Origin of the sequence: Synechocystis sp. FACHB-908 (assembly GCF_014698595.1) — a bacterium.
Classification (GTDB): domain Bacteria; phylum Cyanobacteriota; class Cyanobacteriia; order Cyanobacteriales; family Microcystaceae; genus Synechocystis.
On the sequence record NZ_JACJTH010000021.1, the window covers coordinates 1 to 20796 of the forward strand.

General features: G+C 36.9%; 19 protein-coding genes and 3 pseudogenes. All 22 read right to left on the reverse strand.

Going from position 1 to position 20796, the window contains the following annotated elements:
• Positions 1 to 485 (reverse strand): annotated as a pseudogene (locus H6G46_RS06295) (IS630-like element ISTcSa family transposase); the annotation flags it as partial.
• 113 nt (positions 486 to 598) lie between these two features.
• The gene (locus H6G46_RS06300) at positions 599 to 1831 is read right to left on the reverse strand and encodes a hypothetical protein (RefSeq protein WP_223211330.1); all 1233 of its coding nucleotides are present in this window, start codon (positions 1829 to 1831) and stop codon (positions 599 to 601) included.
• Between the two features lie 79 nt (positions 1832 to 1910).
• Positions 1911 to 3065 carry a glycosyltransferase gene (locus H6G46_RS06305; protein ID WP_010871555.1) on the reverse strand — a complete coding sequence of 385 codons (1155 nt, stop codon included), beginning with the start codon at positions 3063 to 3065 and terminating at the stop codon, positions 1911 to 1913.
• A gap of 52 nt (positions 3066 to 3117) precedes the next feature.
• Positions 3118 to 4080: a GDP-mannose 4,6-dehydratase gene (locus H6G46_RS06310; RefSeq protein WP_010871554.1), complete on the reverse strand. Its 963-nt coding sequence runs from the start codon at positions 4078 to 4080 to the stop codon at positions 3118 to 3120.
• Positions 4081 to 4097: 17 nt separating this feature from the next.
• Complete coding sequence (locus tag H6G46_RS06315; protein WP_010871553.1) at positions 4098 to 4904, reverse strand: bifunctional 2-polyprenyl-6-hydroxyphenol methylase/3-demethylubiquinol 3-O-methyltransferase UbiG; 807 nt, start codon at positions 4902 to 4904, stop codon at positions 4098 to 4100.
• A 134-nt stretch (positions 4905 to 5038) separates the two neighbouring features.
• Positions 5039 to 5896, reverse strand: a complete 858-nt coding sequence (locus H6G46_RS06320; protein WP_010871552.1) for a glycosyltransferase family 2 protein — start codon at positions 5894 to 5896, stop codon at positions 5039 to 5041.
• 9 nt (positions 5897 to 5905) lie between these two features.
• A pseudogene (locus H6G46_RS06325) lies at positions 5906 to 6367 on the reverse strand (FkbM family methyltransferase); the annotation flags it as partial.
• 15 nt (positions 6368 to 6382) lie between these two features.
• Entirely contained in the window at positions 6383 to 6739 is a 357-nt protein-coding gene (locus H6G46_RS06330) for an FkbM family methyltransferase (RefSeq protein ID WP_010871550.1), read from the reverse strand.
• Positions 6740 to 7040: 301 nt separating this feature from the next.
• A complete protein-coding gene (gene galE / locus H6G46_RS06335) occupies positions 7041 to 8063 on the reverse strand; it encodes a UDP-glucose 4-epimerase GalE (protein ID WP_010871549.1) in 1023 nt (340 codons plus the stop codon).
• Positions 8060 to 9265 carry a glycosyltransferase family 4 protein gene (locus tag H6G46_RS06340; protein WP_010871548.1) on the reverse strand — a complete coding sequence of 402 codons (1206 nt, stop codon included), beginning with the start codon at positions 9263 to 9265 and terminating at the stop codon, positions 8060 to 8062. The genes galE and H6G46_RS06340 overlap by 4 nt, the downstream gene beginning before the upstream one ends.
• 65 nt (positions 9266 to 9330) lie before the next feature.
• Entirely contained in the window at positions 9331 to 10401 is a 1071-nt protein-coding gene (locus H6G46_RS06345; RefSeq protein ID WP_010871547.1) for a glycosyltransferase family 2 protein, read from the reverse strand.
• A gap of 238 nt (positions 10402 to 10639) precedes the next feature.
• The gene (locus H6G46_RS06350) at positions 10640 to 11743 is read right to left on the reverse strand and encodes a glycosyltransferase family 1 protein (protein WP_010871546.1); all 1104 of its coding nucleotides are present in this window, start codon (positions 11741 to 11743) and stop codon (positions 10640 to 10642) included.
• 21 nt (positions 11744 to 11764) lie between these two features.
• A complete protein-coding gene (locus H6G46_RS06355; RefSeq protein WP_010871545.1) occupies positions 11765 to 13834 on the reverse strand; it encodes a glycosyltransferase in 2070 nt (689 codons plus the stop codon).
• A gap of 94 nt (positions 13835 to 13928) precedes the next feature.
• Positions 13929 to 14276 (reverse strand): type II toxin-antitoxin system PemK/MazF family toxin, encoded by a 348-nt coding sequence (locus H6G46_RS06360; RefSeq protein ID WP_010871544.1) that lies wholly within the window; start codon positions 14274 to 14276, stop codon positions 13929 to 13931.
• A gap of 277 nt (positions 14277 to 14553) precedes the next feature.
• Complete coding sequence (locus H6G46_RS06365; RefSeq protein WP_010871543.1) at positions 14554 to 15303, reverse strand: cephalosporin hydroxylase family protein; 750 nt, start codon at positions 15301 to 15303, stop codon at positions 14554 to 14556.
• A gap of 28 nt (positions 15304 to 15331) precedes the next feature.
• Complete coding sequence (locus H6G46_RS06370; RefSeq protein ID WP_223211329.1) at positions 15332 to 16060, reverse strand: class I SAM-dependent methyltransferase; 729 nt, start codon at positions 16058 to 16060, stop codon at positions 15332 to 15334.
• A 69-nt stretch (positions 16061 to 16129) separates the two neighbouring features.
• Positions 16130 to 17365 carry an NAD-dependent epimerase/dehydratase family protein gene (locus H6G46_RS06375; RefSeq protein ID WP_010871541.1) on the reverse strand — a complete coding sequence of 412 codons (1236 nt, stop codon included), beginning with the start codon at positions 17363 to 17365 and terminating at the stop codon, positions 16130 to 16132.
• Positions 17362 to 18387 (reverse strand): ATP-grasp domain-containing protein, encoded by a 1026-nt coding sequence (locus H6G46_RS06380; protein ID WP_010871540.1) that lies wholly within the window; start codon positions 18385 to 18387, stop codon positions 17362 to 17364. The genes H6G46_RS06375 and H6G46_RS06380 overlap by 4 nt, the downstream gene beginning before the upstream one ends.
• The gene (locus H6G46_RS06385; protein WP_010871539.1) at positions 18384 to 19520 is read right to left on the reverse strand and encodes a DegT/DnrJ/EryC1/StrS family aminotransferase; all 1137 of its coding nucleotides are present in this window, start codon (positions 19518 to 19520) and stop codon (positions 18384 to 18386) included. The genes H6G46_RS06380 and H6G46_RS06385 overlap by 4 nt, the downstream gene beginning before the upstream one ends.
• 56 nt (positions 19521 to 19576) lie before the next feature.
• Positions 19577 to 19882, reverse strand: a complete 306-nt coding sequence (locus H6G46_RS06390) for a DUF2442 domain-containing protein (RefSeq protein WP_010871538.1) — start codon at positions 19880 to 19882, stop codon at positions 19577 to 19579.
• A gap of 4 nt (positions 19883 to 19886) precedes the next feature.
• Positions 19887 to 20081: pseudogene (locus tag H6G46_RS18445) on the reverse strand (DUF4160 domain-containing protein); the annotation flags it as partial.
• A 118-nt stretch (positions 20082 to 20199) separates the two neighbouring features.
• Positions 20200 to 20790: a Uma2 family endonuclease gene (locus tag H6G46_RS06400; protein ID WP_010871537.1), complete on the reverse strand. Its 591-nt coding sequence runs from the start codon at positions 20788 to 20790 to the stop codon at positions 20200 to 20202.
• Positions 20791 to 20796 lie beyond the last annotated feature (6 nt).

Consider the following 20796-nt stretch of genomic DNA (forward strand, 5'->3'; position numbering starts at 1 on the left):
TGTCTATCTCCATAAACTTTTTTTCCTTTTTTTGACCAGGCATAAATACAAGCCTGGATTGCTTCGAATCCAGATTCATCTATGTAAACTATAGCTTGACTACCATAGAGCTTAATTAGTTCTCTTAACATTCTATAGTACTTAACTCGTTCCTCCCGGTTTCTTTCTCGATAACGTAGTTCTTTTTTTTTTCTGTTTATTTTCATTTTCTTTAATGCGTAATATACGGCACTCGGCCTCACTCCAAATTTCTTGGCTCTGTCTATCAATCTTGCATCGGGATTTTCTTCTACGTCTTTTTTTAGAGCTTCCCAGTCTAATTTCCTATGGCGACGCTCTACTTTTGTTGGGCTTAAATCTACTCTATTTAACCATCTGTATATCGAGGCTTTTCCTATTTTATATATCTTGGAAGCCTCAGTTATTTTTCCTCCAGCTTCTATATAAGCTACTACCCTTTGCCTTAAATCTAAACTGTAAGCCATTGTTTAAACCTGTTCATTTTGTACACCCCATAATTTTACATTAAATTCTCTCATCGTTAATTGAAGTGACTATAAAAGCTGGGAATACTTCCAGGGTCTTTCAAGGAAAACTGCTAAAACTTGATGTTTTTAAGATCTAAATTATCATAAAATATTAGTCCCAATAAAATTGGAATAACAGCATAGCTCTCGAATATAATCGTCGTGAAACAAGAAATAATAAGGTAAAAAGATAGGGCATTTCTGCTTTGTAGCAAATCTCCTGTTAGAACTAGGTAGTCTTGACTGTTATTTATATTAATATGCCTAGGAGTTTGCTTAAATAAGTTTATTACAATCAATATAAATAATAACAGACCTGTGATTCCAAACTGACCAATTAAAGATGCTGGTGTAGAGTCAGATAAAAAATTACTGCCATCATAACCTGTCAGGATCAATGCATTAGAGCCATAACCTAAATAGTTGCCAAAAATGAATTCGTAAGGATTGAGTCGGTTAATTAGGTTGAAAAGAATATGATATCTACCGTCTTGTAAAGGCGATGCAGTGTCATCTGCACGGTTACTGATAAGGTTAATTCTTAAGAGAAGAAATTGTAAAAGAGGGACTGTAAGCAAAAAGGCAAAAGTTAAGTTCTTAGCTCTAGTTGAAGCTATGGATTGACGAGATAGCTTTATAGCTACAAATAACAAAATGAATATGCCAATTATTAACAACGATGCTCGCGACCCTGTAAAAAACAGAGCAATACCATAACTTATAATTAAGAAAAAACGAATTATATTAGGCGGAAGCATAAAAAGATTTACCATTATCAGTAGAGCTAAGAAGCGTCCTAAGGTATTGGGATCGGCAAAAGTTCCGACGGATCTCGCAGAGCCAGAATGTAGCCAATCAAGACCATTATTGATGATTGCACTATTGCGTTGAAGAAAAGAGTGATAAACCTGAATAATGCCAATTATATTTACGCATTCTAAAATTATTCTGAAATAAAAAAAATTGAGATGCTTATGGCAAAAAAATAGCAAAGAAGCAGTAATTAAAAATGGCCTAATCACCGCCACTATGGTGAATAGAGTTAAATTAGTGACATCTCTACTGGCAAAAAGGTTTGATAGGGACAAAAAAAACAGTAGGATGAAAGATAGATAATATCTCTGAAGGTTTATATTGGGACTAAAATCCAGAATTTTTCTTCGGGGGAAATATATGCTTGCCAGTAGTAACACCAGAGAAAAAGCATCTTTAAGTATCTTTTCCCAAGTAGGCACCAAGTCTAGGTAATCACTGTATTTATAGAAATAAGCATCCCAGCTTTGATTGACGGCATAATCAGACATCTTCCAATAAGTCAAGCTAGAGGAGGCAATAATTAAAAAAAATAGGATATGAAGAAAAACGACTGGATCCGTTAATTTATTAATTCTTATGGTGGGCATGAACGTGTTGGTTTAGTATAGTAACAACGTTTCTCCAACTTAAATTTTCTTGGTAATAAGCATAGGTTTTTTCAGTTAAATCAGCAAAGGCAGATTTTGTACTTAACATACTTAAAATTTTTATCAGTTCTGATTGGAAACTAGAATATATACCATCAGGTACTAAAAATATACTTGGTTGATCTTTCAAAAACGAGTCAGTTAAATCACCATCAGTTCCTAAGATAGGTAGTTTATGTTCAATGGCAGACATCAATGACCCTCTTTTAGCGCTTACCCCAAATTCATGGGGCATTATCAGTAAGGTACTGATTTGCAGATATTGAGACAAAATGTCCGCCGAGAGATAGCCAGGACGAACTACAGGATTTGTGCAAGATATGTTCAGAGACTGGGCATTTCCTAGGAAAAGCCAAGTAACGGACAGAGAACGGGAACGGAGATAACGATCTAACTTAATCACCCATGATTTACGAATAGAACCAATACATCCATACAGAGTTAGTACTAAGCTATCTGGAGAAATATTCAACTGTTGACGTAAATTATCTTTTTGCTGGGATGAAATTATATTTGGAGCAATATTATTTGGAATGGGCAGGTAGCAAATTATTTTTTGATCTTGAACTAAGCGTTGAAGCTGCCGAGAATATTGCTCAGAGCCACAAAAGATACTATCACTAGACAAGGCTAAAGCTTTAAGTGCATGAGCCTGAACAATCCCTTTAAACCAGGTACCAGGATAGCGCAAAAACCAATAATAGGTTTCATGAACTATCAAAACAGTCTGCATAGACTGGGCACATTGTTTCCAGAAATTCACCAAATTTAGGTCATATCCTTGAGAATTGTATAGGTAGGGAGCGTACTGCAACACAACTATTTTTACTGATGCTTGATTAAGCAAATTCAATAGTTTTTCATAATCTTTTTGGGTATTTCCTTCTAACACTGGAAACACCGGAACTTCACCATGAAAAGATTCACAACTTTTACCAGTTAGCAAGCTCAGTTCGATGTCTTGATATTGATTAAAATATTTGACCAAATTAACCGTATAGTCCCCAACACCGCAGACATAGGGATGGGTTTTTGCTGTAATGGTCACAACGGGGTTTAATTGGGAGGTTGTCATGGCAAAATTGAATAACGATTACTCTCATATCCGATCTTTGTTTTTGTGAGTATCAATATTTCCCATTTGACCTCGCATTAATCATCATTTTTACCACGTCTGGGGTTTTATACTCTGCTTTCCACCCCAATTGCTCCTGAGCTTTGCGGGGATTTGCTTTACCCATTGCCAAATCCGTAGGACGAAATAAACTTTGATCGATGATGACATGCTCCCGCCAGTTTAATCCCAATGAAGAGAAAGTAATTTCCACAAAATCCTGTAAAAGATAACTCGCCCCTGTGGCAATGACATAATCATCTGGTTTTGCCTGTTGGAGCATTAGGTACATAGCCTCGACATACTCTGGAGCCCATCCCCAATCCCGACTGATGCTGGTGTTGCCCAAATAGAGCTTTTCCTGACTGCCCTGGGCAATACGACACGCAGTAGCGATAATTTTTTGAGTCACAAATCTTTCTGGCCGCAAGGGAGATTCATGGTTAAAAAGAATGCCGGAGCACGCATATAGATTATACGCTTCTCGATAGTTTGCCACTTGCCAAAAGGCGGCGGACTTGGCCACGGCATAGGGACTCCTAGGACGAAAGGCGGTATTTTCATCAGCGGCGGAATTGCCTGTATCTCCAAAGCATTCACTAGAACTAGCGCTGTAGAGTTTGATTGGTTTGTCCAAAAAGCGAACAACTTCTAATAGGTTTAAGGTGCCGATAGTGATACTTTCTAGAGTTTCAACGGGCTGTTCAAAGGATAAACCAACGGAAGATTGTCCGGCAAGGTTATAAATTTCATCGGGGTTGACCTGTGAAACCACCTGCAAGACACTGCGGAAGTCTGTTAAGGCCATGGAGACGACTTTTATAGACTCCCGGATACCCAAAATTTTGAGATTACGGAAATTGGATATTTGAGCGTCCCTTGACGTACCCCAAACGGCATAACTTTTTTCAATTAGTAGTTGAGCTAAATATGCCCCATCTTGTCCTGATATGCCAGAAATTAATGCTATTTTCATAATAAATTATAGAATTTTTATTCACTCTTATGCGACAACAAAACAAGGGTTGTCGTGTGCAATTTACGCTTTATCGATAAGGGCATAGAGCAAGTTACATTTTCAAAAACTAAAATCCAAGACTTGGGTAAAAACTTTAATAAATAATGTAGTTTAATATGGCCATTTGTTAATGAATTAGTCACCAGTCTAGCTTCTTTAATAACTAATCCTGCTTGATGTGTTAGTTGTTCAACCTCGTCTAAATGAAGTAAAAAAATATGTCCATCTGAGTTTGGTTGAAATTGCATTTTTTCATATTGACTAGGATCAGAACAGTCAGAAAATCTAGGTAAATGATTTTTGAAATACTCTCCATTAGGGGTACTTAAGACAATATGACCATCTGGCTTAAGCATTTTGGCAATATTTTTCAAGAAATTATCAGGATGAGCAACATGTTCGATTACTTCCGCAATCAAAACCACGTCAAATTGCCCGTCAAAATTCAAATCAAAAATATTTCCTGGTGCATAGTTAACAGTACCTGACTCCCATTTTAGTTTGACATAATCAATTAATTCTTCGCGTAAATCATTCCAAGTAACCTCGTATCCCATTTCTGCTAGTGTTAACGTAAAATTGCCTTGTGCCGCAGCTACATCTAGAATTCTGGCTCCAGGCCTAGCGACACTCTTAATCAAATTTAATGTATGCTTTCTTCGGCTTTCATAAGCATAAGCATAACCAGGAAACTTTAATGAACCATAAACTTCCAATAAATCGTATGGATAACTATATTTCCAGCTATCAGGCCAATCATTCTGACAAAAAATTTTTCTCATGGTTTTTAAGTGGTTATACTATCCAAGTGGTAAAGCAAAGTCTTTACAAAATAAGTGTTATGATCATGCCAATGCATATCAAATTTATTCGATTTTAAATATAGCTCAAAATAAAAACTTTGAGCCTTTAAAATTTAAGCACAAAAAGACCTAGAAAATAATTCGAAATTTGACCATGAATTTATTATGCATTTAATGGTTAATTTTGGGTCAAGAATAAATTGCTTCAAAATTTCATAGGAAAATAGACATTTATTTTTAAAAGTTGATTGATATAGAAACGAATGACATAACATCGCAAAAAATCTGGATGATTGATCCATTTCTTGGTCAGAAAATGACCGAGCTTTAGGATTAAAATGATGAATAATATAGGTAGAATCTAAATGACGTATGCGATAGCTTAAATAATATAAACGACTCCCCCATTCTAAGTAAGAAGCACCAAACTTATAGTATTCAACAAATCTTAAACCTGATGCAAAAATTTTCTTCGGATAAATACTAGCACCATCGGCGATCGCCCAACAATTTTGAGTGTCTTTAGGATAGAAAGAAAAACCACGAGGATGTAATTGACCAGGACAGGGATGTGGGGCGTTTTCGATAGACGATGTTGGCGAATATTCTCCAATAATCCAGATAGAAGATGGATCTGACTGAATAGCATTTAAACAAACTTCGATATGTTGTTCAGGAAATTCATGATCATCATCCATTGTGCGAATATGAGTACCGTAACAAGCTAAGGCAACATAGTTACGATTAGCATAAAGTCCCCGCTTTGGTCCGTCGATGTAACGGCATCCCCATTTTTGAGCAATCTCTTTGGTTGAACTCTTATATAAATCATCTGAGTCGTCTGAAACCACGACTTCAAAAGGTTGAACTTTCTGATCTCGCAAACTTTTTAAACAACGCTCTAAGCTATCAGGACGATTACGAGTCACTAAAGCAACACTTAAATTAATTTCTTCTTGTTGATTCACCATAATTATTTTTTATTCAATGAAATAAAACAAGTTACAATAGCCTTTCGTTTCCCAATTGTCAGACAAAATAGTTTCTTGACTTTTGTCAAGGGCATTGTGAAAATGACGACATCTATAGCCTAACTTTTTTAGATAATTATGTACGTTCCATTCTGACAACTTGCTGACTTTGGCTAACAAAGTATTGAATTCGACACATAACCAGGGTTGATATCTAATTAAGGTCTTGTAGCTTCCTTGCAAACATTCAAGCTCAAAACCTTCAACATCTATTTTAATACCGTTAACAATAGCTCCGTCTAAAACTTGATCTATTGTGGTTAAAAAAACTTCTTGTGTATCTCGCGTTGCATTGTCTTTAATACAAGAAATATTATGAGTAGTATTGCACTCAAAAAATACTGTTTTTTGTTCATTGCCCACGGCTTGGGAGATCAAATTAATATCATTCTTAAATCTTGATAAAGATACATTGTCCGATAATTTTTAAAAAGTTGATGGATTGGGTTCAAAAGCATATACTTTGCCAGAATAACTCACTCTAGAAGCAGCAACTAAAGACCAAATACCAATATTTGCACCACAATCAACAAAAGTATCTGACGGCTTCAATAATTGAGTGAGTAATTCTAAGTCTTTTTGCTCCTCTCTTTTTAAGTAAACCATAGCTTCGTAAGGAATACTCAAATCACATAGGATTTTTTCGCCGCCTGGCAATATTCTATATTTGGTTCTATGGTCTTTATTTTGATTCATCCAATATCTAATAATTCTCCATTTACCTTTAAATTCAGGAGTTGTTTTGATAAATTGACCAATGTAGTCGTTAATAGTTGTTTTCATGATATTTTTATACAAATACTCATTTATAGTTTTAAGATTTGTTTAGTAAACATAAACGATTTTGATTTCTAGGTGCAATTTGGTGACGATGAAAAAGTATTTTTGTTGCTTAATCTTATGCTAAGTAATTCATGTGAAAATTTTGTGTTTTAAGAAAATTGTTTAGTAACCTCCATGCATTTATTAGATAGTCAAGAATAGCTATAATAACCTTCGATCAAATCTGAAAATCTAATGGTTAATCGGTGGATAAATAACTTCTATATTTTTTCAAGTATTATGCAGAATCGTTATATATTTTTCAAATAATATTATGAATACGTCTGTTATTTAAATTATTTCGTTTAATTTCCCAAGCTAATGCGGTGCGAAGAATAATATCTAAGTTATTGTACTTTGGTGTCCAATTTAACACTTGGCGAATAGAGTCTGCACAGGCTATAACTGAAGCTGGATCGCCCAAACGTCTTTCTGTTTCTCTGACCAAAAAATCAACCCCAGAGATTGCTTTAGCTCGATCAACCACCTCTCGTACGCTATAGCCTTGACCATAACCACAATTCAGAATTTGACTTTCTCCCCCGTTTTCTAAATAACGAAGAGCATCTAGATGGGCCTTAGCTAAGTCTTCTACGTGAATATAGTCACGAACAGCGGTGCCATCACGGGTTGGAAAATCTGTGCCAAAAATATCTAGCGAGGGTTTAAGATTCAGAATTGCGTCACAAACCGACCGTACTAAATGGGTAGTTGTCTTCGACATTTGCCCTAAACGCCCCTCTGGATCAGCTCCTGCAACATTAAAGTAACGTAGAATTACATATTGTAGAGCAGAGGACTTTGCATAATCTTGAATTATCCATTCACTGGCTAATTTTGATCGACCATAGGGATTTATTGGACAGGGAATCTCGGCTTCAGATATGGGATTAGACGAGGAGTTACCATAAACAGCAGCAGTACTTGAAAAAATCAGTCGGTTTACACCAAATATCTGACAACATCGTATTAAACTGAGAGTGTTACTAGTATTGTTTGCGTAGTAGTTAAGAGGATGAATTAAAGATTCTGGAACTATTAAGCTACCAGCAAAATGCATTACCGCAAGTATCTCATGCTCATGAAATACCTGATGAAGACGTTCGGTGTCGGCAAGATCGCCAATGACAAGTTGACCATAGAGTATTGAACTGGGAAAACCAGTCGAACAATTGTCATATACGACTATGCTGTATCCTGCTTCACCGAGCTGGCGGACAACACTGGAGCCAATATAACCCGCTCCTCCTGTAACTAAGATTTTGGGTGGGGAAGACTGGGTCATTGTTTACTCCTAAAATCGTGGTAAGCATTCAAGGTTTCATTGGCAATACTCGACCAATCAAAACTTTGAGCAACTTCAACACACTGTTTTGACAACTCTGTATAGCTTGTCTCGTCCAGACACAGTAAGTTTATGAGCTTTTGGCTAAATTGTTCAACATCTCCAGCGGGAACTAATAGTAAATTATCAAAGCGACGTAAAGCTTCCCTTGTACCTGGAATATCGTAAGCAATAACAGGTAAACCAGATGCCAGTTTTTCTAAAATAGAAGTAGGAAATCCCTCTATATAACTTGGAAAAGCGCCTACAGTTGCTTCACTTAGAAGAGTTGGCAAATTAGCGTTTTTATAACTTGGTACAATCCTGAGACAATCTGATGAAGGATAATTTAAGTCTTTCATGATTCCTTCTACACCACTTCTTGAATATCCACTTGTACCTAGGAATAAAAAATTAGCAAATGGAAGTTTATTTCGAACCTTATTAATAATCGCAGGCCAATCTCTTGCCCCTTTACCATTCCCCCAAGAACCGACAAAAACAATTTGTTGATTCATCAACCTAATTTTAGGCAATTTAGATTCTCTGAAAAAATCTTGATGCTGTTTTTCTGTCAATCCATTTGGTAAATAAACAGATTTGTCACCTAAGTTTAAAACATCACGAACATAAGCTAACTCATCAGAATTTATCAAAATTATTCCGTCTGCTTTTTGAAAGCTTAATAAATAATTTTGATTTTGCTTTTTCTGTTTAATTTTGCGTAATTTCCGCAGCAACAATTTAAATACATTGTTATTACCAGATAAGTTCCATGTTTTTTGCACAAGCTCTTGAAATTGTTGATGAAAAGCATATAATCCAACGCTTCTTACAATCAAGGTTCCATTGAATTTTAATTCTTCTTTGGAAAAGGGTAAATTACCCTGTTGAGCATCAATTATGTCGAAAAAGTTAGCATGTTTTTGAATATATTCTTTGGCTCTCTGTGAAAAACTTGGCATAAATAGCCTATAAAGCCATAGTAATTTTGGTGGCAAGGATTTTATTTCAGGAAAAGCATCATAGTAGTCAAATTTTTCAACAATATGTCCTTGTCTAGAGAATTCTTTTGCTAACTCCATTTGGGGTTTGGGTCCCCCTAAGTTAGCGTCCCAAGGCATATGTAATACCATTAAGATTTTTAATTGCTTTTTATCCATAAGATTGGGTAGACCAAGTTTGGGATATTAATTGATTAGATTGCCTCTTGAAGAAACCCATTAAACTAATTTGTCCTAATAGTTCTTTTTAGAAGTTTATAAATTTGTTCGCCAAGCAAAGATCGAAAAAATATTTTCCAAAATAATGGCCAAACAGCCAGGGTAGGTCTTTTAACAATGGTTTTAGTAATTTGTAACCAATGAAAATTGTCCAAGGAATTTATATAAGGTTGGAGAGAGAGATAATCAAATGCTTGGATTCGAAAAAATATTTTTTCCAGCCAAGTTGGTAAATTTTCAGCTTCTGCTAGAGCTACTTTATGCACCTCCGGTTCTGGCACTATTGCATGAAAGTCTATTCGTGATATTGTTCCCATGGTTTTACTGTCCTCATGCCATCTGAGTCGAGTTAGTTTTTCTTGAATCCAAACTGACTTAGGTTCTTGATTTAAGACTCTTAGAAAAAATTGAAAATCCATGGCGTAGTATAGCTCTATACTTAGTGGAAAACATTGGTCTGCCATTTCTTTTTTTACAAAGATTGCTGGCTGTGGCAAAAAGCCAGACGACCAATATCGAAGATATTTTTTGAAATAAGTGGGATCTGATTTTTCTGTGGATGTAATTGCTTGATTAAAATGGGTTCCATCAGCATTAATATTTAGACATTCACCAACAATTAAATCGTATCCTTTTTGATAAAAGTTGATAACTTTCAAAAGTGTAGATTGATCATAGTAGAGATCGTCGGCGTTGAGCCAGGCAAACACGTCTCCTGAACAATAACGATACCCCTTATTAATAGCATCTGTTTGTCCATGATCGGGCTCACTTGCCCAGTATTTCAAATATTTTTCGTATTTTCGAATAATTGTAACTGTGTTATCTGTCGAACCACCGTCAACGACTATGTACTCAAGGTTAGGATAGCCTTGTAGTAAAACAGAACGAATAGTTTCTTCGATAAACTGACCATAGTTATAACTAGGAGTAACAATACTGATTTTTGGCCAATCCGAACCATCAGGCATTTTTTCCGGTAAAGCTTCATTTTGCTCTGTCCAGGGCCAGCCTGTTTTACCCGGTGGGGGAGCTGGCAAATCATTAAGAGTGGGAGCTTTTACTATTGGATTCATATAAACGTTCGCAAATAAATATTTAAGTTCTCGTAATTTTATACGGTTAGCATGATTGGTGTTAAGAGTTGATCGCCTTTAGGAATTCTCATTTATAAATTGAAATCACTATCAATAAAGAAGTCAGAGCCGCAATAAGTAGCAATGTCAGAGCATATACTTGCTTTTAAAGCAAAGTAGAAATATTTTTATTTTAATCATTCGCTGAACTGCCATGGCCTACTTGGTTAAAATTATTCTATAGAAGAGAACGATATGTTTCAACTGTTTGTTGTGCAGTTTTATCCCAACTAAATTTTTTGCATTGTTTTTTACCTTTTTGAATCAGGCTATCTCGTTTTATTGGGTTTTCTAAAACATACAAAAGTTGATCAACTAACTGATCCATCGATTTGGGATCAAATAGTAGCCCTGCGTCACCTACTACTTCCGGAATGCTAGAAACATTAGATCCAATTACGGCAGTGCCACAGGCCATGGCTTCTAAAGGTGGAATACCAAACCCTTCATAAAGGGAAGGATAAACAAAAGCAATGCTCTGATTATAAAGCTTGGCTAGTTGTCCGTCTGTAGCTCTGCCATAATGGACGACATTTTTCGATAAGCCTAGGAATTCAAGGCGTTCTTTTTCTTGATTTTCAAAGGGTGAGCCAACGACACAAAGCAGTAAGTCGGCATATTTGGGTTTGGCAGTGACTTTTTGAAACGCAAGTAGTAATTGATCAAAGTTTTTGTATGTTCCCCTAGCACCCACATAAAGAAAGTAAGGTTGTGTTGGCACTGAAGCATTAACGTCAATATTATCTTCACTAAACTCTGTAGCTAAATAGGTTACACTGACGCGATTCTCTAAGGCAGGATATTGATTTAATAAATCTCTCTTTGTGTTTTCTGAATTGCATAATATTGCCTGTGCAGCAAGAATAGCGTTTCGCTTAATTTCAGCCTGCTCACCATTAGGATCCATGTAGTCGGCAAAGATTTCATGGATCATGTCATGGACTGTAATGACAACTGGACATTGATAGCTTTCAATTCGACGACCGGTTAAAAGCGAATAATAGGTTGGGTGAGCTAATTGAGGTTTATATTTTTCAGAAAGATATTGAAAATACTCTTTTCTTACCCAGTTACAAATTCTACCTGGGCGAAACCTTAAGTCAAAACGATACAATTCAAGGTGGGGATGGATGGGATGACTACCTGTTTTTTCCCTGCCGGTGGTTAAACCAGGATAAAAGTCTTCTGGCAATCGACTTATTAAGTTATCAAAGTAGCGGCTAATCCCCCCAGATTGCTTGGAGTAAGCTGCATAAATTAAACCATCGTAAAAGATTTTCATATTATGAAACGTAAACTAGTTTTATTCTATTTCAATAAGAGTAGAATAAATATCAGAAATTTTGCTGGGAGAATGAAAAGAATTAATATAAGATTTTCCTTTTTTACCTATTTCTTTGAGCTTGTCTTTCTCATTGTAAATTTTTTTTAATATGGAAGATAATTCATCTTGAGATAAGTTCTGAGAGACTTTTAGCAGAACATCGCTAGGTAATTCTGAAAAGCTGTCAATATCACTAGCTATTACGGGAATACCGCAAGACATTACCCTAAGCAATGAGCTAGATGTTTCTCCTCGTGAAGTAGATCTTAAGTTAAAACAAGCATCGGTGACTTTTATGAATTTATACAAGTCTTCCATACTTACACCAAGTTTACACACAAGCCTTTTATCATCTTCATTTGCTCGGAGAAAATTTAGTACTCTTGAATCTGCAATTTCATAGCCGACCATAAGAAATGCTACATTCTCATTTTGAACAAAAGAATGACAAAAAGCTAATAATAATTCGTAAACCATCTTGGGCTCAGATATAATTCCAAATACTCCAAAAACAAAAGTATTTATATCAATATTTAATTCATGTCTTAGTGAATTTTTATCTTGCTTTAAGTTTTCTTCAGGCAAACTCATGAGAAGACTAATTACATTTACACTTAAATTTGGATACTTACTCTTTACCTGGGTAGATGCAGAAAGACTATGTACTACAATCTTATGTCTTTCTGGTTGCTGCAAGACATTCCCGGACATATGTATTCCGTCGTGCAAGACTACTATTCCATGGTTTTTATTGATATATTTAAACATATAGTTGTGATAATAATTATTTCCAATTTGATAAACAATTTTCTTGATTCCAAGTATCTTTGAGGTTATGGGAAATAATCTGTGATTTAAGTAAAAAGTATTTTCAATGTTTGGGCATTGTTTTTCTGTGTATGAGTCATCTATAAAGACGAAAATCTGATACTTCTTGCAGAGAAATCTAATCAATTCTTCCGAGTAATCTGATATACCAGATTTTATTGGTTTCACAGGAGAAAAAAAAGCTAATTTCTTTAAGTCAGAATTCTTTTGTTTGCTTGATGCATACAATTGATACATTTGTGGTGTATATTTTAAGTTATAAATAAATGTTCGTAGCGAATCAATGAAATATAAACACGATTGGCGGAAATTTCTAATTATTATCTTTAGCAAAGAGATTAATTTTTTACGAATGCAAAAGATATTCAACCAACCATATTCAATTGAATATAAGTGACCGAAACGACGCATTAAAGTCAATAAAATATCAAGAAACAAGAGTATTTTTTGTTGTTTTGTTAATATGTTTTGCAAAATCAAGGTTCTTTCAATTTCCGAAAAGAAATGAAAACAGATAAAAGCATACGGATAAGATTTTTCCAGCACATATTTAGAATTAATTTCTTTTGCATAGTCTTCTGTACTCTTTTCCTGAAATACTCTATGAATAACACAAGTATTTAATGTAGTGGCTTTGCCGAGTAATAATATGCAAGCGATAAAAACCCAGTCACCTCCAAAACATGAAGGAATTCTCAATTTTAGAACGGCTTCTTTGCGATAAAGTCCATAAAAAATTCCATTATCTTGAACTTTATTAAAATATTCTTTCACCCTTTCTATGGGAGAGTTTTCTTCTAGGCAAATATTTTCTCCCATACGGATATCATCACCCAAATAATACTTGGCAATTCCACTACAAAGTAAATACTGATGATTATTTTGAAGAAAAAATTGACAGTCATAAATATAGTTTTCACTAATCCAATCATCATCTGCCAGCCACATGAAGTATTCTCCAGTCGCTTTTTTTAAAACAAAACTAAAATTGTTAGTAGCACCAAAGTTTTTAGCTTGACGTATGTAAGTTATACGGGAGTCAAGTTTACAAAGTTCCTCACACAATTGTTGGGTTTCGTCAATTGAACAGTTATCAGAAATAATAATTTCGAGGTTTGTGTATGTCTGATTAACAGCAGAATTTATTGCTCGTTTTAAGCTTTCTGCTCGATTATAAGTTGGTATACCAATGCTGACTAATGGCTTGTCATTTTTGGACATAGAATTTTAGCAAATCTAGTGAATTCATTTTATGCGCCCATCGGTGGCAACGGTGATCAACAGTTTATGCTGAATACTTTTGCCAATCTTAAATTCAAGACTGGTTTTCACATCCAAAATACCTACAGAAAGTCAGATGAAGTTTACTAAAGCTTTGGGTAGAGAGCGTACCATGCTTTTTGATGACAACCTGTTTTGAGATGACGAATATTTTTCTCACCATCACTTTGGAGCACTTGGACAGAAGGCCCTCAATAAAATCCGACTCATCCAACACGATTTCATCGTCATTTAATTGACCTACCCTGCTACTCACCGGCATTCCAACAAAATCATCGAAGGGCAAATTGTCCTTAAAAACAACAACGGGCCTTAGTTTATTCTGCTTGAGGTCAGAAAAATAGAACTCGCATAGGACGACTTCTGCCTGCTTCAGATCCATACATCATCCTCGGAGGGATCATGCCATTCATCAATCAATGTTGCTGAATGATCTGATAAGGCCCGTAGTTCCAATTCATTACCATGGCCATCTAGCATAATGACTACACGTACATGCTGATTTTTCAGAGATTTGTAATGATCTGGAATTGTAAGAACACCATCTTGTAGATCTGCTTCAAACTCTATTGCGTACATCGTTCATTACCTAAAATCGACATTTCTTTATACATAATAATCTAGATAATCTAGGTAAAGTGACTACCTTTAAACAAGAACTAACCTAACCGCTTCAAATAGCCATCGGGAGCCACAGTAATCAACAATTTGTGCTGGATGCTCTTGTCAATTTCAAATTCAGGATGGGTTTTGAGATATTCCCACACCGCTGTCTTGGGATTATTCCCCACGCCCCAGGGCCTGTCGCCAAACATCTCGTCAGGCAGATCTTCGACTACTGTATCGAATACGACGCAGTAACTACCCACGGAGGTTAGGGGAGCATAGGCTTCCAATTCTGCCAGCACATGATCATGGGTGTGATTACTATCCAGACAAACGAGAATTTTTTGTTTGCCTTCGGCTTTAGCTTTAACTTGTTCAATTATTTCTGGAGCAATGCTAGAACCCTGGATCATGGAGATGCGCTTAACCATGGGATGGGCTTCAATGGCTTCCCGATTATGTTGACGAATGTCAATGTCTATACCCAACACTTCTGCATCCTGGGGACCACCAGAAATAGCATTGAGTTCTAACATGGAAGCCGAAAAAATCAGCGATCCACCGTGGGCAATGCCCGTTTCGATGATTAAATCTGGCTGAATTGACCAGATCAACTCTTGCATGGCCATAATGTCTTGGGGATATTGAATAATGGGGCGGCCTAGCCATGAATAGTTATAAGTGTAACCATTTCGATTAGTTTCACGCGACCATATTCGAGATAGCGCCTGAATATCTTTGTCCGCTCCAAGTCCCGTAACATTTGCTTCAACTTGAGATTTAAAAGAGTCTAATGGATTCACTGAATTACCTCTTAATTGAATAAGTTAATCACTTAGTAATACAAGCATAGATAATATTACAATCTTCAGGATGTTGTTTACCTAGCTCATAGGATGCGCGACAAAATTCTGCTTTCCAGTCTTTTTGCTCACCACCAACTCGCCCCCAACCAAATCCACCTTCTTCCCATAGTCCATTTGCTAAGAACCAATCCATTTGAGGAGTGGAGAGAGACTTGTAAAATACACCACCAGTTGCATTAATTTTAAGCCCAGCTTGTTCAATATCATTGCAGAGAGTTGACAGTGAATAGGAACGGCGATGTCCTACGACTTGAATATCAAAAGGTGAGAGTTCTTCGCAGTGAGTCAGAGTTCCCATCAATACTGCTAGTCTTCGATTTACAGCTAGGGCATTAGGTACGTGAACTAATAAAATGCCATTTTGACTCAGCAAGCTAGCCGCTTTTTGTAAGACACTTATTGGATCTACTACATGCTCAAGAATATTAAGCATTGTAATGGTGTCAAATTTTTGATTAGTCTCAAATTCCTCAATCAAGCCTTCATAAAATTCTGCACTGGGCATGTTTTCTTTGGCTAATGCGAGGTGCTGACTAGAGGCATCTAAACCAACAACAGTCTTAAAAGCTGGTGCTAAAAGGGAAGTTAAAGTTCCATCTCCGCAGGGCATATCTAATAAGCTGTCACCACGAGAGTGCTCTATGCAAGCTTTCGCTTGGTAGTAGCCTAGAATGCTGTTGTAATCAGCAAACATTTTAGACCTAGCCCACGTAAATCCTTCTTGTAGTTCTTTTTCTGTTTTTAGGTGCATTTGCTTGCTTTCTTAGTTGGTGGAAATTTGATGTAGAAGGGACTTTAAACCTTGCTCAAAGAAAATTACAGGCTCCCAATCTAAAACATGATTAGCTCGCCCATAATTCATTGCAATTGATGCAACTTCTGTATTTACCTCTATTTGTTGGATCATACTAGAACTGCCTAACTCATCTCTAATCATCTCGGCAATTTTCAAGGTTGAACTTAATTGTCCAGTTCCTATATTAAGATTACCGATAAACCTAGACTTGAGGGTCGCAACGATAGACGATATAAGGTCATCGATGTGAAGGAGATCTAATTTGGGATTGCCATTGATATAGTGATGGGTAACTATTTTCTGCCCTTGACTCGCTTTTTTAAAGAAGTTAAATATAAACTTCGGTTTGTCAGACATTGAGCCATAAACTGGACTAGATCGCAAGATAGCACAACGTAAGCCACGAGTACGCCGACAATGATCTATTAATATTTCTGCTAAATATTTTGTCTCTCCGTATGGACCACGAGGCAATGCTGGTGTAGATTCGTCAGCATGAATTGTGCCAGCATATCCAGAATAGATTTCCCAACTAGATGGATAAATCAAGGGAATATCTTTTGCAAGACATACATCAATAACATTACGCAACATTGTTAGAGTTTGTCCCATCGCAACGTTGGAAGTATAAACTCTGGGATTTGCCAAGTGAACAATACAATCAATATTTTCTTCACTGGCCAATAAATCAAGCTTTGTACTCCCAGCAAAAATGTCAATCTGCTCACGAGTTGGAGATATTAACCTAAATTCACTATTAATTAAAGCACCTTGCAAGGCTGTGCCTATGAATCCCCTCCCCCCTGTGATTAAAATATTTCTATATTGACTACACTTTTCTTTTTTAATATTCACTCCTAAAGCTTGACGAACTGCGTTGAGTGGATCAAGCTTAATTTCTGCTTCGCCAGTAGCTTCTTGAACTTGACGCAGAGCTTGGTTAAAAGGGATTTTTTCCAAGTTTGTAATAATACCAACAGCTATGGCATTACTCCGAGACATTCCATAGTCACAACAAATTACAGTGCGCTTACCTTGCTTAATTAAATCGACTCCTTGGTGAATTTTATGCAAAATAGCACTGTTATCATTGCCAGCTTTATCTACAAGATCTCGAACATCAACAACAGTAATATCTGTAATATTCTGAACAGCGTTAAAAGCAGCCGTACCTAGAAGTGGTGTAATCCAACGTATTTTCATCTTAAGGCCTCTTCTGAAACATACTGCTCAGTTAAACTACGCAAATACCAACCAGTCTGAATTAACGGTTTTTGAGGTTCTATTTGCAAGGCTAAATACCGAAGCATTATGTCAACTTCATTAAAACCAGCCATAGCCCGAAGATATGTTGATGCTGAAAATCGTGGATTAATCTCAAATGGCATAAGTTTTCCATTCCTGACTCTTGCTTGGATATTAATAGGGCCAGCACTATTGAGTGCTTTAGCTATATCTTCCGCTTGCTTACACAATTCTGGATATTCACCAATGTACCCTTGGGAGTAGCCACTAGAAATAATACCACCACGGCCTCGGTATGCAACGGATAATTTGGCGCTCAATTCTCGCTTTAGAGCAATCGAACCGACAACATTTTGGTTGGGAAGAGACAAAACACCAATCGTAAATTCGCCCTCGTTAATATCAATATATTCTTGAGCGATAGGCTCGCTTCCATTACGTTTAATAAACTCAGCATAAACCATAGCCTCTTCAAAACTAACAGCAAAAAAGACAGAAACACTACCCCCTGTTCCCGTTGAAGGCTTAACAATACAGGGCAATCCGATGTAGTCTAAATCTGATTTACTTTGTAGCGCAATAGTTTTAGGAATTGATATTTCTAACTCAGTTAATTTATTAAAAGTACGCTTTTTATTGGAGCAAATAGATATTAAACTAGGTGAATTTGCTACCACATGAATATTTGCCGCAGCAAACATTTTTGTTTCTTGACCTAACAGTTTCATTGGCTCTTCGCCACCTGGGATTAGCCATTTTACGCCCGCATCAACACAAACATCCAGAACATTTCTCGCATAGTTACTAGATGAGACTTGATAGGTATTCAAAAAGTCATTTTCATACATACCATAGGCAGTAGCAGAAATATCACATCCAAATACGTCGTATATTTTAGCCAGTTTGAGGGACTTACAAATTTCTGTGCCAAGAGAAGCCCCTCCAATCCCAGCAATCATTACTTTGATTCGTTGATTCATTTTTTTGATCTATTTGCGTTTTTCGGATAAAGATTGTCTGTCATAGAATCAATAACCTGTTTAATATCCTTGCCACTCAAATCATGATAACTAGGCAAATTTATTGCCCTTGTTGGAATATCCCATGCCAACTTATTTGTGGGCTTATCATCAAACATCGATAAACTCGATAACGGCCAAAAGAAAACACGGGCATCCACATTCGCCTCCTTAAAAAGGACTTGTAACTTTTCCCGAGTAATACCAGATTCAGGGCTAAATACCGCCGTTGGCATCCATCCACCATTAACCATACCCTTTGGCTCAGGATTCATTGTTATCCCCGGTAAAGACTCCAAATTTTCTTTATAGTAACTAAGGATTTCCCGTTTACGGCTAACCAACTCTTCAATGCGCTCCATTTGAGCACAGCCGATCGCCGCTTGGATATTGGACATCTTATATTTAAAGCCCACCATATCCGCCCAAAACTGCTTCGTTTGCCCCCTAGCCCGGCCATGATTCGAGAGCGTTAACACCGTCTCGTATAAATCAGGATCATTGGTCACGAACATCCCCCCTTCCCCAGTTGTCAACGTCTTCGTACCGTGGAAAGAAAAACTGCCAAACTTACCCATCGAGCCAGCCCGCTTGCCATGGTAAACCGAGCCGATCGCCTCTGCCGCATCCTCAATAATCGGAATGCCATGGCGTTGCTCGATCGCCAATAAAGCCTCCATATCACAGAGATTGCCGTAAATATGAGTCGCCACAATCGCCTTCGTCCGTGGCGTAATCGCTTGCTCCGCCAAAACGGGATCAATACACCAACTATCTGGCAAAATATCCACAAATACCGGCTTGGCCCCCAGATGGACAATGGGAGCCACCGTAGCAATCCAATTCGTATCCGCTAAAATCACCTCATCACCAGGGCCAATCCCCAGAGCCGCCATCCCCATGTGCAAAGCCCCCGTACAGCTAGAAGTTGCAATGCTATATTCGACCCCTAAATATTTTTTAAATACTTCTTCAAAACGCACAATATATTCATAACAGCGATCGCCCCAGCCATTGCGAGCGGCATCAGTAGCATACTCGACTTCCAGCTCAGTTATTGAGGGCTTAGTGTAGTAAATGCGGGATTTAGCCATAAAATCAGTCTTAATTTGAACTCCACATATCAGGGTTATTTATTTCAGAGGTAGAATCAACTAACGGCAACTTTAGCTCGCAAATACCCCCATTTTTCAAACTGTTCCTTCAATTCAGGAAGATCACGAAATGCGAGAAAATACAGATATTCAGGCGCAAAGTCAGCACCATTTGACCAACAAACTGTTCCCAATTCTGCATCAACTCCAAATTGTTGAAACAAAACCAGATCTTGCAATGGACTAAACATCTTGCCGTTTAAACTATCGACTAGATCGACAATTCCAGTACGATGATCATTAAATTGAAGCTTAATTTTGTAGTTATCCATGTAAGAAGCAGAAACAACATGTAAAAACATAACTTTACTCCAAAGGAAGAATGAATTTTAGATCTTCTTGTTGGCGACAAAGTTGCCAATTGGCTATTAACTCGGGTTGATGTAAATCATGCCATTCTAAAACATGACGTAATGCTCGTTTTGGAAATGACCCATTCACTACACCTGTTTCGATTTCGACAATGATTTCATATTCACCGTATCTTGCATGGTAGTGGGGAGGCGAACGATCATTCTAGTACATGCAGATTGTGATTCCTAAAAAACGACTAATAATGGGCATTGTATGGCGATCAACGGCTTGGTGTAGTAAATGCGGGATTTAGCAATAAAAACGATTATAGACAGGTTAACTCATCAATAAATTCAGTTACCGCATCATATTGATCCGGGTGACTAACATATTTTACGAATATTTCTAGATTTAATTCTGGCAATAATTGACTGTTATCAACCTTCAAATATTGTCCCTCTTTAAGCGTGTAAACGGTCAATGCAGAATCCTGATAAAACCAAACTTCGGGAACACCAATGCGGCGGTATATTTCCAAAATATTAATACTCCCGCTAGTGACAATTACCTCAATAACTAAATCGGGAATGTCCTTTACTATGTGAATATTATAGGACTCATCTGGCTCCTTTCGTCCCGTAACTTCTTTCGTACCTAAAGTTAAACTACCCATCGTATAAAACCTGATTTTCTTTGCCCTCATATAGGCTTCCAGCAAAAGCCCAATAGTACTTTTTGCTTTTTCATGGGCCTTGCTTGGACTCATAACAATTTCCAGCTCTCCATCTAAATAAATAAAACGAACTCCTTCAATACCTTCAAAAGTAGCTTCAATTTCCTCAAACTTTTCCCAAGAAACACCTGGTAAAACTAAGTGATTAGCCGCTGATTGAGACTTTTCTAATGTAAAAACCATAGCAGT